General features: G+C 72.3%; 15 protein-coding genes. 7 read left to right on the plus strand and 8 right to left on the minus strand.

Going from position 1 to position 14,713, the window contains the following annotated elements; translation table 11 throughout:
- Positions 1–4: 4 nt before the first annotated feature.
- The 4 genes from AB0B66_RS17930 to AB0B66_RS17945 form a co-directional block, all read right to left on the minus strand.
- On the minus strand, positions 5–1,639 hold the full coding sequence (locus tag AB0B66_RS17930) for a RecQ family ATP-dependent DNA helicase (RefSeq protein WP_360530413.1): 1,635 nt from the start codon (positions 1,637–1,639) through the stop codon (positions 5–7).
- A gap of 75 nt (positions 1,640–1,714) precedes the next feature.
- Positions 1,715–2,269 carry a protealysin inhibitor emfourin gene (locus tag AB0B66_RS17935; RefSeq protein WP_360530416.1) on the minus strand — a complete coding sequence of 185 codons (555 nt, stop codon included), beginning with the start codon at positions 2,267–2,269 and terminating at the stop codon, positions 1,715–1,717.
- A gap of 46 nt (positions 2,270–2,315) precedes the next feature.
- Entirely contained in the window at positions 2,316–2,984 is a 669-nt protein-coding gene (locus tag AB0B66_RS17940; protein ID WP_360530419.1) for a Crp/Fnr family transcriptional regulator, read from the minus strand.
- Positions 2,981–4,627 (minus strand): adenylate/guanylate cyclase domain-containing protein, encoded by a 1,647-nt coding sequence (locus AB0B66_RS17945; RefSeq protein WP_360530819.1) that lies wholly within the window; start codon positions 4,625–4,627, stop codon positions 2,981–2,983. The genes AB0B66_RS17940 and AB0B66_RS17945 overlap by 4 nt, the downstream gene beginning before the upstream one ends.
- Before the next feature lie 215 nt (positions 4,628–4,842).
- On the opposite strand from AB0B66_RS17945, the gene AB0B66_RS17950 reads away from it, so the two are divergent.
- From AB0B66_RS17950 to AB0B66_RS17965, 4 genes are all read left to right on the plus strand, one after another.
- Positions 4,843–5,529: a hypothetical protein gene (locus AB0B66_RS17950; protein ID WP_360530422.1), complete on the plus strand. Its 687-nt coding sequence runs from the start codon at positions 4,843–4,845 to the stop codon at positions 5,527–5,529.
- A gap of 48 nt (positions 5,530–5,577) precedes the next feature.
- Positions 5,578–6,135 (plus strand): DUF6529 family protein, encoded by a 558-nt coding sequence (locus tag AB0B66_RS17955; protein ID WP_360530425.1) that lies wholly within the window; start codon positions 5,578–5,580, stop codon positions 6,133–6,135.
- On the plus strand, positions 6,135–6,692 hold the full coding sequence (locus AB0B66_RS17960) for a Rieske 2Fe-2S domain-containing protein (RefSeq protein WP_360530428.1): 558 nt from the start codon (positions 6,135–6,137) through the stop codon (positions 6,690–6,692). Before AB0B66_RS17955 ends, AB0B66_RS17960 begins: the two co-directional genes overlap by 1 nt.
- A gap of 80 nt (positions 6,693–6,772) precedes the next feature.
- Entirely contained in the window at positions 6,773–7,288 is a 516-nt protein-coding gene (locus AB0B66_RS17965; RefSeq protein ID WP_360530431.1) for a DUF1990 domain-containing protein, read from the plus strand.
- Between the two features lie 27 nt (positions 7,289–7,315).
- Here AB0B66_RS17965 and AB0B66_RS17970 read toward each other — a convergent pair whose 3' ends face one another.
- Positions 7,316–8,368 carry a hypothetical protein gene (locus tag AB0B66_RS17970; protein WP_360530434.1) on the minus strand — a complete coding sequence of 351 codons (1,053 nt, stop codon included), beginning with the start codon at positions 8,366–8,368 and terminating at the stop codon, positions 7,316–7,318.
- A gap of 106 nt (positions 8,369–8,474) precedes the next feature.
- On the minus strand, positions 8,475–9,398 hold the full coding sequence (locus AB0B66_RS17975; protein ID WP_360530437.1) for a GNAT family N-acetyltransferase: 924 nt from the start codon (positions 9,396–9,398) through the stop codon (positions 8,475–8,477).
- 126 nt (positions 9,399–9,524) lie between these two features.
- Between AB0B66_RS17975 and AB0B66_RS17980 the strand changes: the two genes are divergently transcribed.
- Together AB0B66_RS17980 and AB0B66_RS17985 are read left to right on the plus strand one after the other, a co-directional pair.
- On the plus strand, positions 9,525–10,187 hold the full coding sequence (locus AB0B66_RS17980) for an NAD(P)-binding domain-containing protein (RefSeq protein ID WP_360530440.1): 663 nt from the start codon (positions 9,525–9,527) through the stop codon (positions 10,185–10,187).
- Between the two features lie 126 nt (positions 10,188–10,313).
- The gene (locus AB0B66_RS17985) at positions 10,314–10,538 is read left to right on the plus strand and encodes a hypothetical protein (RefSeq protein WP_360530443.1); all 225 of its coding nucleotides are present in this window, start codon (positions 10,314–10,316) and stop codon (positions 10,536–10,538) included.
- Positions 10,539–10,591: 53 nt separating this feature from the next.
- On the opposite strand, the gene AB0B66_RS17990 is transcribed toward AB0B66_RS17985, so the two are convergent.
- Entirely contained in the window at positions 10,592–12,298 is a 1,707-nt protein-coding gene (locus AB0B66_RS17990; RefSeq protein ID WP_360530446.1) for a DHA2 family efflux MFS transporter permease subunit, read from the minus strand.
- Between the two features lie 326 nt (positions 12,299–12,624).
- Between AB0B66_RS17990 and AB0B66_RS17995 the strand changes: the two genes are divergently transcribed.
- Positions 12,625–13,749 carry a lytic polysaccharide monooxygenase gene (locus AB0B66_RS17995; RefSeq protein ID WP_360530449.1) on the plus strand — a complete coding sequence of 375 codons (1,125 nt, stop codon included), beginning with the start codon at positions 12,625–12,627 and terminating at the stop codon, positions 13,747–13,749.
- Between the two features lie 151 nt (positions 13,750–13,900).
- On the opposite strand, the gene AB0B66_RS18000 is transcribed toward AB0B66_RS17995, so the two are convergent.
- Positions 13,901–14,575, minus strand: a complete 675-nt coding sequence (locus tag AB0B66_RS18000; protein ID WP_360530452.1) for a GNAT family N-acetyltransferase — start codon at positions 14,573–14,575, stop codon at positions 13,901–13,903.
- Positions 14,576–14,713 lie beyond the last annotated feature (138 nt).

The raw sequence follows: 14,713 nt of genomic DNA on the forward strand, positions 1-14,713 counted from the left end.
GGCGTCAGCCGCGTTCGAGGACCAGCAGCTTCTGCGCCGTGACCACGGCGACCGCCAGGGTCTTGTAGCCGACCGAGTCGAACAGCACCGTCATCCGGTCCTTCTCGTAGCCGAGCACCATGCCCGTGCCCCAGTCGGCGTGGCGCACCGTGCTGTGCAGCGGGTACGGCACGTCGTCGTCGATCACTTCCGAGGTGCCCTCGTGGCAGCTGTCGCAGTGCCCGCAGACGTCGTTGAGCTGCTCGCCGAAGTAGCCCAGCAGCGCCTGCACCCGGCACCCGCGCATCTCGGCGAAGCGGCGCATCATGTCGGTGCGTGAGCGCTGGCCCGCCTGGTATCGCCCGTGCTCGGCGAGCGCGTCGCGGGCCGCCTGGTCGGGCAGCGGCGCGAACCGCGGCACGCTCAGCTCGCCCTTGGTCCCGGTCGCCACCGCTCCGACCTGCTCCAGCAGGCTCAGGTGCGCGGCGAGCTTGCGGGCGTTGTAGCCGGTGGTCTTGGCCAGCGCCGTCTTGGTGACCGGGCCGCTGTGCAGGGCCGCCGCCACGGTGCGCAGCTCGGCCAGGTCGGGCGCGCCGCCGTTGAAGAAACGCTGCAGGGCGACGTCCTCGGCACGGTGCAGCAGCAGCGCGTGCGCGGGCTCGCCGTCGCGGCCGGCCCTGCCGATCTCCTGCAGGTAGCTGTCGGGGGAGTCGGGCAGGGCCATGTGCACGACGAAGCGGATGTTCGGCTTGTCGATGCCCATGCCGAACGCCGACGTGGCGACCATGATCGGCACCCGGTCGGCGAGGAACGCCTCGTGCGCGCGGGCGCGCACGCCCGCCGCCATGCCCCCGTGGTATGCCGTCGCCTCGTAACCGGCCTCGTTGAGCCGCTGGGCCAGGTCCTCGGCGGCGCGCCGGGTCGCCACGTACACGATGCCCGGCGGGGTGGCCTCCTCCAGCAGCTTGAGCAGCCGCCGCCAGCGGTAGTCCTCGCTGGGGCAGTGCGTGGCCTCCAGGAACAGGTTCGGCCGGTCCAGCCCGGTCTGCACCACCTTGGGCTTGCGCAGCCCGAGCCGGGCGATGATGTCCTCGCGCATCGGCGGCGACGCGGTCGCGGTCAGCGCCACCACCGGCGGGCGGCCCAGGCCCCGGATCAGGTGCCCGATGGTGAGGTAGTCGGGCCGGAAGTCGTGGCCCCAGGACGAGATGCAGTGCGCCTCGTCGACCGCGACCAGCTTCGGGCGCAGCGCCTTCACCTCGGCCATCCGCTCCGGCGAGCTGAGCTGCTCCGGCGTGATGAACAGGAACCGGGCCGTGCCCTCACGCAGCTCCTTCAACGCCGCGGCCTGCTTGGCCGGGGTCTCCGCGGAGCTGATCCGCACCGCCCGCAGGGCCGGGTTGCCCCGGTCGTTGAGGTTGGCGATCTGGTCGTGCTGCAGGGCCAGCAGCGGTGAGATCACCACCGTCGGTCCCTTCAGGAGGGACGCGGTGACCTGGTAGACGGCCGACTTTCCGCCACCGGTGGGCAGCACCACCATCGCGTCGCGCCCGCGCAGCAGGGCGCGCATGGCGTCCAGCTGCGCGGGCCGCAACCGGTTCCAGCCGAAGTGGTCACGGGCGGCGCGGCGCAGGCGCAGGGAGCGGAATAAGAACATCATCGCCGCGACTCTAACCAGTTCCGCCGACACACAAACGTCACCGGGATGCCATCCGTAGACGCGTATGGATGAAGATCAGCTACCGGTAGCGCCGGTGACCAGGGTCGCTATCGCGGCGGCGGTCGCTGGCAGATTTTCGTCACCCGGGCATTCGGCGAACGAGACGGTGACCGTTCCGTTGCCGCCCGTCCGATCCACGGTGACGGTGTACTGAAAGGCGTCGGCGCACTTGGTCGGTGTGGTGGGGCGAGTGGCCTCGGTGTTCAGCCGTGGATCTGCGGCGAGGGTCTGCAGCTGCTCCCGCTCCGAAATGGTCAGTTCGCCTGACTTGCTGGTTCTGGCCCGGTCCGTGGCGGTCCAGGCGCCTGCCGGGGTGACCGTGATCCGGTCGTCGACACCGGCGAAGCCGCCGGTCCGGTGCACGCTGACCGTGGCGGCGCCGGGCGAGAACCATCCGCCGGGGCTCGCCGAGCTCGCCGGGTCCGGGCCGCCGGTCGGCGCGCAGGCCGCCGTGAGCAATGCCAGCGCCCCGACAGCGGCGGCGTGCCGGACGGCGGTACCGAGAAAGGTCATACGTGCTGGGACGGCCCGGATCGCGGACCGGTTGCCTGCCGGCAAGGTTTCAGCCATGTGCGCCAGTCTATGCGCCCTGGTCGCCCGGCCAAGGTCGGCAGGTTCAGCCGGGCAGGCCGGCGCGGGCCCGCAGGGAGGCGAGGTCCAGCACCGTCACCGACATGCGGCTGGTCCGGATCCAGCCCGCGCCGCGCAGCACGCCCAGCGCCTTGCTGACCGCCTCCCGGGACGCGCCGACCCAGCCCGCCAGCTCGTCCTGGGACAGCGGCAGCGCGATGGCGATCGCGTCGCCGTCCGGGCGGCCGAAGCGTTCGGCCAGCTCGACCAGGCGCGCGGCGACCCGGCCGGTGCTGTCCTGCGCGCCGAACTCGACGCGCTTGCGGTCGGCGTCGCGCAGCCGCTCGGTGAGCAGCCGCATCAGCAGGAACGCCACCCGACCGTGGGCCTGCAGGTACGCCTCGAACTCCGACAGCGGCATGACCAGTGCCGTCACCGGCTCCAGTGCGGTGAGCGTGGCCGAGCGCGGCGCGCGGTCCACCGCGGACAGCTCGCCGAGCAGGGCGCCGGGGCCGCGTACGGCGAGCACGACCTCGCCGCCCGCGGCGGTGTGCGAGGACGCCTTGACCCGGCCCGCGCGCAGCATGGCGACCCAGTCCGAGCGGTCGGCCTCCCGGCACAGCACCTCGCCGCGGCTCCACCGGCGCAGGGCGCTGCGCCGGGTGAACTGCTCCTGCTCGGCGGGAGTCAGCAGGCTCCAGAAATCACCGCTCACGCCTTCTCCCCGCTGCGCTCGACGGCGACCTGCGCGGGCACGCTCACCGACCGCATCCCGGTGACGGCGTACGCCCGTACCGTGGCGATCCGGCCCTTGACCGGCAGGTCGCCCAGCGGCGCGGCGGTGATCGCGTCCCCGGCGGCCAGTCGGGTCGCCTCGCCGATGACGACCTGGCCGGGTTCGGCCAGCGTCTGCAGGCGGGCGGCGACGTTCACCGCGTCGCCCATCGCGTTGAAGCCGCGCAGCTGCTCGCTGCCGATGTTGCCGACCAGCGCCGGCCCGGTGTTCGCGCCGACCCGGAACCGGGGCCAGTCGGGGTGCCCGGCCGCGATCCGGTCCACGCCCTGCTGCATGGCCAGCGCCGCGCGCACCGCGCGCAGCGCGTGGTCGGGCTGCCGGGCGGGGGCGTTGAACAGCGCCAGCAGGGCGTCGCCGACGAACTGCACCACGGTGCCGCCATTGTCGAGAATGGCCGGCACGGCGACGCCGTGGTAGCGGTTGAGCATCCGCACGATCTCGGCCGGCTCGACGCCTTCCGAGAACGTGGTGAAGCCGCGCAGGTCGGCGAAGAGCGCGGTCACCTCGACCACCTCGCCGCCCAGGGCGGCCTGGTCGGGGTCGGCCAGCAGCGCGGCGGCCACGTCCGGCGACAGGTAGTGCCGGAACAGGGTGCCCAGCGTGCGCGACACCTCGCGCTCGGCGGACAGGGCGGCGGCGGCCCGGTCGAGCACCGCGGTCTGGCCCTCGGTCAGCCCGAAGCGCTCGGCCAGCCGGGCGGCGACCGGCCCGGTGGCGGCCCCGGTGCGCTCGCGCTCCTGCAGCGCGGTGACCAGTTCCTCCAGCGCGGCGCCATACTCGGCGCGGATCGCGCGGGCGGTCTGATCCAGGGTGATCGCGTCGAACAGGCCAGCGCTGCCGCCCTCCCGGCCGTACTGCACATAGGCGCTGTACGCGACGAAGCCGAACGCGAACGCCAGCAGCAGGTGCCACTCCCACCAGGACAGCTGCCACTTGTACGCCAGCAGCACCGCCACGCTCGACTCGGCCAGCAGCGTGAACGCGGTGACGATGCTGATCAGCATGGCGGCGGGCTTGCGCCGGTGCATGCCGAAGTAACGCAACGCGGCGACCAGGTACAGCACGACGGTGGCGGCGGTGACCCAGGCCATCGCGCCCTGCACGTCGCGCGGGCCGGGCCGGGCGCTCAGCGGCGGCAGGTCCAGCAGCTCGACCACGCCCCAGGCCAGGATCAGCGCCCACAGCCCGCCCTGGAGCCAGGGCCGGGCCCGCAGCACCGCGGCACCCCGCGCCCCCTCCAGCGGCAGTGACGAGACCAGCGCGAACACCGCCGCGACCGCCAGGCCCACCGGCTGGGACAGGTCGAACCCGACGGACGGGTGGTGCACCAGCACCCCGGGTGTGGCCAGCGCGTGCAGCAGCAGGAACCCGGCGCTGGCCAGGAACGCCAGCGACACCAGCAGCAGCCGCGCGTCGGCCCGTCTGCGTGCCACGGCCGAGATCCGGATGCCCAGCACCACGTTCACCGCGGCGACCACCAGCACCAGCCAGAAGTGGCTGTGTGAGTCGTGCCAGGCGATGTCCGTGCTCGGGACGGCCAGCAGCAGCCACAACCCCGCCATCGGCAGCGCCAGGTGCAGCAGCCAGACCAGGGCGCGCACCGGCTGGACGGCAGGCGGGAGGAAGGGGCGCGACACGCCGACACCCTACGCCCCACCGCACTGCCGCAGCACTGTCGCGAATCCGCTCTGTGGACTTGTACGCAGACGCACCGCCCGCATCGGGGGTTGTCTGGACCCGTCGCCGGTGCTGTGTCCGGCGGCGTTAGGAGCTGACGATGAAGCGCAACGGGCCCCTCATCACGTTGCTGGCCGGCCTCGCGCTCGCGGCCGTGCTGATCACGGTGAACCTGTCGCTCACCAAGGGCGGCGGCGAGCCGGACCCGGCCGGGCTGGGCGCGGCGGTGGCCTCGGCCGTGCCCGCGACGTCCGCGCCGCCCTCGCCGACCGTGACCGCGTCCGCCGCCGCGCCCGACGCGCCCGCCGAGAAGGTGAACGCCACCTGGGCGGGCACCGTGGACGGCGGCGGGGCGACGATCGCGATCGCGGTCACCGACGGCGTCGCGGTCGCGTACCTGTGCGACGGCAAGATGGCCGAGGTGTGGCTGCAGGGCACCGCCGCGGACGGCAAGCTGGCGCTGACCGGCAAGAAGGGCGCGACCCTCACCGGGACCTTCGGCGGCGGCAAGGCCACCGGCACGGTCACCGCGAACGGCCGCAAGTGGACCTTCACCGTGAAGGCGGTCGCCAAGCCGTCCGGCCTCTACCGCGCCACCGCGACCGTACGCAACGCGAAGGTCGTCGGCGGCTGGATCGTGCTGCCCGACGGCAGCCAGGTCGGTGTCGTCACCGTCGACGACGTGCCCCAGCCCGCGCCCGCGATCGACCCGGCCACCGGCGCGGTCACCGTCGACGGCGCGGCGCTGACCGCCGCACCCGTCACCGGCGTGCTCGCCGAGAACTGACCGGGGCCACGACATGAATCGACCATTCGCCGCAGGAAGGAAGAAGGCATGAGCGACGAGACCACCAGGCGTGCCAGGGTCTCGGCGGCCGGACTGTACGTGCCGCTGCTGCTCGGTGCGATCGTGACCGTGACGCTGGGCGTGTACGGCAGCGTGCACACGCCGACCGGGATCTCGGTGAACGTGGCCGGGTTCTCCGGCCCGCAGACCGTGAAGGTGTGGCTGGCCAGCGGGGCGGCGCTGCTCGCGCTGGTGCAGTTGGTCAGCGCGTTCGCGATGTGGGGCAAGTTCGGGGCGAACCCGCCGTCCTGGATCGGGCCGCTGCACCGCTGGTCGGGCCGGATCGCGTTCCTGCTGACCGTGCCCGTGGCCGTGCACTGCCTGTACGCCCTGGGTTTCGCCACCTATGACACCCGCACCCTGGCCCATTCGCTGCTGGGCTGCTTCTTCTTCGGCGCGTTCACGGTCAAGATGCTGAGCCTGCCCAAACGCGGCCTGCCCGGCTGGACCCTGCCGCTGCTCGGCGGGGCGGTCTTCACCCTCCTCATCGGCCTGTGGCTGACCTCGTCCTTCTGGTACTTCACCACGATCGGGGTGCGTTTCTGATGACCAGGGAGAACGCGATGCACGACCACACGAGCACCGGCGTCTGCGCGGCCGGCTGCGCCTCCCGGCGGGCCGTGCTGGCGGGCGTGGCCGGGGCGGCCGCACTGCTGACGGGCTGCCAGGCGTACGGCCAGGGCACCCAGCCGGAACCGCAACCCGCCGACGCGGGTCCCGCCGCGACCGGTCCCGCCGAGCCGGCCCCGGGCACGACCGGCCCCGGCGACCCCGCCGCATCAGCCCCCGGCGGCACGACTCCCGCCAAACCGGCGGGCAAACCACTGGTCGAGACCGCCAAGGTGCCGGTCGGCGGCGGCGTGATCCTCGAAGGCGAGCGCCTCGTCGTCACCCAGCCGCAGGCGGGCGTGTTCAAGGCGTTCTCTGCCGTCTGCACCCACCAGGGCTGCACCGTCACCAGCGTCAAGGACGGCATCATCGAGTGCGGCTGCCACGGCAGCCGCTTTCGCGCCACCGACGGCTCCGTCGCCGGCGGCCCCGCCAACGCCCCCCTCCGCGAAACCCGCGTCACCTCCGACGCCACCACCGTCTACCGCACCTAGGCGAAGGAAGGGCACCTTCTTATCGTTATCCGTAGAAGAAGGTGCCCTTCTTAACGCCGACATGCGGGGGACGTGCTGCGATGAGCGGGTTCAGTTACGCGGAGGTCGGCGCGACGCGTGCCGAGGCCCTGCCGCGCGGCTACCACCATCTGCGCTACCGCACCCGCATCGGTGACGCGTCGGTGCTGGCGGCCGCCGCCGAGGCGGTGCTGACGTTCGCGCCGCAGCGCGCGATCGGGGTGCGGATCACCGCCGACGGTCCGCGCGCGGTCGAAGGGCTCACGGTGACCTCGGGCCTGGGCGTCGGCTCGCTGCGCATCGCCGCCCCCTGCGAGGTGGTATGGGTCGAGGACGGCCCGCGGCGCGCCGGGTTCGCCTACGGCACGCTCGCCGGACACCCCGAATCGGGCGAGGAGGCCTTCCTCGTCGAGGTGATCGACGGGTCGGTCTGGTTCTCGGTGATCGCGTTCAGCCGCCCCGCCCGTTGGTACACCAAGGCGGCCGGCCCGGTGGTGGTCGGCTTCCAGCACACGTACGCCCGCCTCCTGGGCCGCGCCCTGCGCCGCCTGACCGCGCGGAACGGCCACGCCCGGTAGGGAGCCGGGCGTGGCCGTGTGTGCTCGTCAGAGGCGCGAGCTGGCGCTGACGGTGAAGCCGGTGTTCACGGCCGCGCCCGCGTTGGTGTAGCAGCTGACGTCACGGACGTACAGGTCGACGCCCGAGATCGTCCACGGGAAGTTCAGGCCGCAGAAGTTCGAGTTCGAGCCCGCCGCCGTCACCTGCACGGTGAGCGGCGCGAAGCCGATCTGCCGGAAGGTGACCAGGGACAGGCCGGGGCCTGCCGAGATCAGCGTGTTGGCGCCGTACCCGAGCACCGAGTTGAAGTTGGTGAACGCCGGGCCGACCGGCGGCGCGTTCCACAGGTAGCCGAAGTACTGCGGCGGGAAGCCCGCGCCGTACAGCGACGCCTTCTGCTGGTACGACACCGTGAAGCGGCTGTTGACCAGCGCGCCCGCCGAGTTGAAGCAGAACACGATGACCTCTTGCTGGGCCGGGATCGAGGTCCAGTTGCGGATCTTGCAACGGGTGCCCACGGAGGCCACGGCCGTCACCTGCGCGCTGCCGTCGATCGGCCCGCCGGAGCCGATGTTCGGGAACTTGACGCTCCACTGGCCCACGCCCAGCGGGGTGACCAGGTTGGCCGCGCCGGCCGCGTTGTACTGGCTGATGATCACTCCGGTGGGCTGGGTGTCCACGTAGCCGTAGGGCCCGGACGCGCCGACGCCGGAGGCCATGGTGAAGAACGCGCTGAAGCCGCTGTTGTCGGGCACCCCGCCGACCCGGTAGCAGCGGATGATGGCGATCTCGTTGACGCCGGACGGGAACCAGGTCTCGGCCTGGCACCAGCGCGGCCCGTTGGTGATCGCGGTGACGTGCACGACGCCGCCGGGGGCTGCCTGGCCGGGGAACGTGACCTGGTAGAGCCCGACGCCCAGCGGTGCGACGGTGGTCGCGGCAGGGGTGGTTCCTCCGGCCACCACGGCCGCGCCGTTCCAGAGCACGAACCCGAACCGGTTCGGCACGGCAGCCTGCGCGGGCGTGCCGGCGACCAGCAGTGTGCCGAGCATGGCGACGATCCCCACCAGGGTGGAGAGCACGCGAGTCGGTCTTGGCATGTTCGATACCTTTCCGTGACGGGACGGTAACTCGATACATGCAAACATGTGGATCTAACGATCTCAATGAATGTGTCGGAACCTGACTGAGAGTGAATGCCGCCGGTTACAGGTCGTCGGCGCGGTTCTGTTCGACGACCTGGTAACCGAGCGAGTCGTAGAGGCGCCGGGCGACCGTGTTGTGGCCGAATACGTTCAGCCCGAGCTGGGCGTCACCGGCCGCCGCCGTCGCGTGCTCGCCGACCAGCATCGCCGCGCGGCCGTAGCCGCGGCCCCGGTGCGCCGGGTCCACGTCGACGCCGAACACGAAGCTCAGGCCGGGCAGGAAGCCATGGCGCAGCCAGATCGTGCCGACGACCTCGTCGCCGGCGGTCACGCACCAGAAGGCGTGCCCGGGGCTGCGCAGGCCCTCCGGGAGCAGTTCGGAGTGCTCGGCGACGGACGCGGCCAGCGCGTCGGCGGCCGAGCGGCTGCCGGAGGCGGTCATCTCCTCGGCGTACATCCGGATCGCCTGCTCCAGCCACTGATCGAAGTCGACGGGCGTCATCTCCCGGCCCGCGACGCCGTCCGGCAGGGATACCCTGGCGGGCACCGTCTTGACCATCTGCTGCGCCCGCAGGGGGTACGCACCGAAAAGCGCGTCCGTCACCGGGTCACCGGGCACGACGGTGACGCCCAGGCGGGTGCCGCCGTCCGCTGCGGCCCGCTCGCGGGCCCACGCCACCAGCTCTCGGCCCAGGCCGTGGCCGCGGTGCTCCGGCACGAGCCACAGGTCGTGCAGGCTGCGCTGCTCGGGGCGGCGCGGCCGTGATCCGCCGAGGGCGAGGAATCCGGCTGCCGTGCCGCCGACCTCGACCGAATACACCCGCCCGCCCGGGTCGTCGCGCTGGTTGGCGAGATTGCGCTCGACCTCCCGCTCGACCGTCGCCGGGTCGGTGTAGCAGCGGGCGTACCGCTCCCGCAGCCGCGTCACCCATCCGGCCCGCCACCGCTCGGTCTCCGGCCCGGTCGCCTCGCGCACGCTGGTCATGCCGTGACCCTACGAGCGCGGGCGCGGCACGGTCCACCCGATTCGCCCCGGAACCGTCGGCGCCGGTGCGCCGTTGACCACCGTGGTGCCGGCGATCATGCCGGGCGACGGGGAAGGCAGTGGACGATGACGACGATCGGGTGCATCGGCAGCGGATACATCGGCGGGACCGTGGCCCGGTTGGCCGTGGCCGCCGGGTACGACGTGGTGCTGAGCAATTCGCGGGGCCCGGAGACGCTGGCCGACCTCGCCGCCGAGCTGGGTCCGCGGGCCCGCGCGGGCACCGTCGCCCAGGCCGCCGCGGCGGGTGACCTGGTGCTGGTCAGCGTGCCGCTGCACGCCTACGACAGCGTGCCGCCGGAGCCGCTCACCGGCAAGGTCGTGATGGACACCAACAACTACTACCCCGAGCGCGACGGGCAGATCGAGGTCCTCGACGACGGCAGCGCCACCAGCAGTGAGCTGCTGCAACGCCATCTGGCCGGCGCGCACGTGGTGAAGGTGTTCAACAACATCTTCCACAAGCACCTGGGCTCCCTGGCCCGCCCGGCCGGCGCGCCCGACCGCTCCGCCCTGCCCATCGCCGCCGACGACCCGGCCGCCAAGGCCGCCGTCACGGCGTTCCTCGACGCGATCGGCTACGACGCCGTTGACGCCGGCCCGCTGTCCGCCGGCCGCAAGTACCAGCCCGGCACCCCCGCCTACGGAACCCCCTACGGCACCTTCGACGACGAGCAGGGCACGCCCGGCTCCGCCGCCGACGTCCGCGCCGCCGTCGAAGCCGCCTGACAAAACGATAGGAAGGGCACCTTCTACAACGCATAGCGTTGTGAAGGTGCCCTTCCTTCGCTCGGATCGCGTGGGGCTGCGGAAATGCGGGTGCGGGCGGGGTGGGGCGGTGGCACGATCGGGCGCGTGCCCGCGCCCCATGGATTCGACTTCGCCGTACGCGCCGACGGGACCGTCGCCGTGTCCCACCACCGTGCCGTCGTGACCCTGCTGCGCGGCGAGCGCGCCAAGCGTTTCCTGGACGAGGTGAAGGCCGGTGACCCGCAGGAGGTCATGGCCCGCTGGACCGGCAACTACCGGCGCGGCAACGAGCGCACCGCGCGCGACCACCCCCGCAACGCGGGCCGCTGACGGCCCCAGCCGCCGGGTGACGTCGCTCAGCCCTCGACGTCGTGCCGGCCGGGTCAGCCCTGCACGCCCACGCTCTGCTCCTCGGTGCTCGCGCCGCCGCCCACGCTCTGCTCCTCGGTGCTCGCGCCGCCGCCCGCGCGCTGCTCGCCGGGGAGGGCGGCGGAGACCCTGCTCCGCCGGACCAGCAGCACGGACAGTGCCGCGACGCCCAGCACGATCAGCGGCAGCGTCATGGTCGACTTCATCGCCGCCGTGAAGCCCTCGTGGAACGTGGCCAGCGCGAGCTGCGCGATCTCCGGCGGGGCGCCCGCGGGCAGGTGCGCGCCGCTCTGGCCCGCGCCGACCTCCATACCGCGTGATCCGGCCTCGTCGAACGCGGCGACGAAGCGCTCGCGGAACGGTTCGGGCAGCGTGGCGGCACTGGTCCGGGCCTGCGCGGCAAGGTCGGCCGCGAGCCGGGCCTGCAGCAGCGCGCCGACCGCCGCCGCGCCGATGACCGCGCCGAGCTGGCGGGTGGTGTTGAAGACGCCGGATGCCGCGCCGGCCAGGCGCGGTTCGATGTCGCGCATCGCGATGGTCTGCAGCGGGGCGAAGACGCCGCCGAGGCCGAGGCCCGCGACGAGCAGGCCGGGCAACAGGTCGCCGCGGTCCGAGCCGGCCTGTGCGGCGATCACGACCCAGGTGAGGCCCGCCGTCCACAGGGTCATGCCGGCCAGCAGGACGTACTTGCCGTGGCGGTCGGCGAGGCGGCCCGCGACGGGCGCGACGAACATGGAGATCAGGGACATGGGCGCGGTGGTGAGCCCGGCCTGCAGGGCGGTGAGCCCGAGCACGGACTGCAGGTAGATGGTCAGCGGCAGGAACAGCCCGAGCATGCCGAAGGAGACCGCGGCGACCACGGCGTTCATCACGGAGAAGTTGCGGTCGGCGAACAGCCGCAGCGGGATCAGCGGCTCCCGGTCGCGCCGGGCGTGCGACTGCCAGACGAACCCGGCCAGGACCAGCAGCCCGGCCGCGATGACCATCGGTACGGTGACCGGGCCCCACACCCGTCCCCAGTCGTGCGACTGGCCCTCGATGAGGCCGTAGCAGATCAGGAACAGGCCCGCGGTGACCAGGGCGGTGCCGGGCAGGTCGAGCCGGTGGCGGCGGTTGAAGCGCAGGTCGGGCATGACGACCGCGGCCATGGCCAGGGCGATCACGCCGACCGGCACGTTGACGAAGAAGATCCAGCGCCAGCCCCACTCGGAGACCAGCCAGCCGCCCAGGGTCGGCCCGGTGACCGTGGCCAGCCCGGCGACGCCGCCCCAGACGCCGAACGCGGCCCCGCGCCGTTCGGCGGGGAAGATGGTGGTGATCACGGCGAGCGTCTGCGGGGTGAGCAGCGCCCCGCCGAGTCCCTGCAGGATACGGAACACGACCAGCTGGGCCGGGTCCTGAGCGAAGCCGCACGCGATCGAGGCGACGGTGAACAGGGCGAGGCCGATCATAAACAGCCGCTTCGGGCCGTGGATGTCGCCGAGCCGGCCCGCGGTGATCAGCAGGACGGCGTACACCAGGATGTAGGCGTTGAGGATCCACAGGATCTGGTTCAGGGTCGCGCCGAGGTCGTCGATGAGGTCCGGGATCGCGATGTTCACGATCGTCGTGTCGAGAAGGATCATGAAGAAGCCCAGGCACAGCACGGACAGGATGAGCCAGGGGCGGCGTTGCGGGCCCTGCTCCGCGGGCGTGCCGTCGGCCGTACGCTGAGTGATCATGGCGGTTCTCCTGTCTGCGTCCGAGCGGGTGGAGCATAGTCCTCGGGCGATGAATTCCGCTGAACCGCCACGCTGCCGGGGTGGCGGCCCGATGGTCACCGGGTGGCGGCGCGACCCGCACGCAGAGTGATAAATTGACATATTCAAGGTAATGCGTAAGGTCTGACTCGACCGCTACGGGAGCCACGTAGCAGCGCGGAAGTGGGGCAGCCTTCCGCGGCTGAAGTCGAAGTCCGACCATGCGTGCGTTCGCGGGCGGTACGACGGCCCCGGGCTCCCTCGTCTCCCGCCCCCGCGTGCATGGCACTCCGTACGAAGGAGCTCCCATGTCCACCACACTCGCCGCTCGGCGGCGGGCCGCACTCTACGCGCTGATCGTGGCCGTCGCCTCGGTCCTGCTGCTCACCACGGCGCTGGCGAAGATCGCCGACGCGCACGGCAGCATCGTCAGCCCGGCCTCGCGCAACTACGGGTGCTGGCAGCGCTGGGGCAGCGATTTCCAGAACCCGGCGATGGCCACCCAGGACCCCATGTGCTGGCAGGCCTGGCAGGCCGACCCGCAGGCCATGTGGAACTGGAACGGCCTGTTCCGCGAGGGCGTCGCCGGCAACCACCAGGGCGCCATCCCGGACGGCCAGCTGTGCAGCGCCGGCCGCACCCAGGGCGGCCGCTACAACGCGATGGACACCGTCGGCGACTGGAAGGCCCAGACGATCGGCACCAACTTCAGCGTCAAGCTGTACGACCAGGCCAGCCACGGCGCGGACTACATCCGGGTGTACGTGACCAAGCAGGGGTACAACCCGATCACGCAACCGCTGGGCTGGGGCAACCTGGAACTGGTCGGCCAGATCGGCAACACCCCCGCCTCGCAGTGGACCCCGGAGAGCGCGGGCGGCGTGTCGATCCAGGTCGGCGGCAGCGCCAACGGCCGCTCCGGCCGACACATCGTGTACACCATCTGGCAGGCCAGCCACCTGGACCAGTCGTACTACTTCTGCAGCGACGTGAACTTCGGCGGCGTCACGCCGAGCCAGTCGGCCTCCCCGTCGGCTCCGCCCTCGCCGTCGGCGTCCCCGTCGCCGAGCCGCCCGCCGTCGCCGAGCCCGTCGGTCTCGCCCAGCCCGTCGTCGTCCCCGCCGCCGCCCGGCGGCTGCTCGGCGACGTACTCGCTGACGGGCCAGTGGCCCGGCGGCTTCCAGGGTGAGGTCAAGGTGACCGCGGGCTCCTCCGCGATCACCAAGTGGACGGTCACGGTGACCTGGACCAACGGCCAGCAGATCACCAACGCCTGGAACGCGACGGTCACCACCAGCGGATCCACCGCCACGGCCAAGAGCGTCGCGCACAACAGCGCGCTGTCCGCGGGAGCCGGCACCACCTTCGGCTTCCTCGGCAGCTACACCGGCTCCGCCAACGGAGCCCCCACCCTCACCTGCTCACCCACCTGATGAAAGCAAGGGCACCTGCACAACGCTCCGCGTTGTAGCAGGTGCCCTTCTTCACTTCGTACCCTGTGCGGGCAGCGTCCCCGTGGCGCTGCCCGCACAGGGTGCTCAGGAGGACGGCGCGGCGGGCCCAGGCGCGCGTCGTGCTCGCTCACTATGAGCGGTCGTCATCGGAGGCCGTCGAACCGTTCAGCCCCATCAGTTGCAGGCATCGCGTCAGGCCGTCGACGGTCACCTCGGGGCGCTCGCGCTCCAGCCATGCCTGCCTGGTCAGCCTCAGGCGGCGGATCACCCGCAGGCGGCCCTGGTCCTCATGCCGTTCGATGCCGTCGTCGGCGTACCCGAGCTTCGCCGACACCCCCAGCGACGCGGCGTTGTCGGTGAACGCCGACGAGACCAGTTCCGTCGCGCCCAGGTGGGTGAAGGCCAGGTGCGCGACGGCGGCCCGCATCTCGGCGCCGATGCCCTGCCGGTGATGTTGCCGGCCCAGCCAGCTCCCCGTCGAGCACTCGGTGGTGATCGCGAGGTCGACCGCCTTGAGCAGCTGCACGCCGACCGGCGCCCCGTCGCGGAAGACCGTGAGCGGCAGCCGCCACTCCCGCGGCGTCCACTGGCCGAGCACGCTCCAGTGGTGCAGCACCACGGACCGGGCCCGCTCGGCCGGCGGCAGCTCGGACCATCGGACCCGGAACGGCATGTACGCCGGGTCGTGCACGCCGTCGGCGGCGACGTCGGCGAGTGCGGCCAGCTCCTCCGGGTCGGGCAGGCGCAGCTCCAGGCGAGGGGTGCGCAACCGCAGCCCGGCGAGCGGGAAGTGATCGACCAACATGATTCGATGGTGGAGCTGTGTGCGAGTGGGGTCAACGCGATTTCGGCGGCGGCCGACCCCCGGCGGCGGCTTGGCTGCCCGTACTATATAGGCGGTTTGAGAACTTTTATGGCTCTCTGGTCCTTTGCTCCCGGCCGA

Origin of the sequence: Catellatospora sp. NPDC049111, from assembly GCF_040648615.1 — a bacterium.
GTDB classification, from domain to species: Bacteria; Actinomycetota; Actinomycetes; order Mycobacteriales; family Micromonosporaceae; genus Catellatospora; species Catellatospora aurea.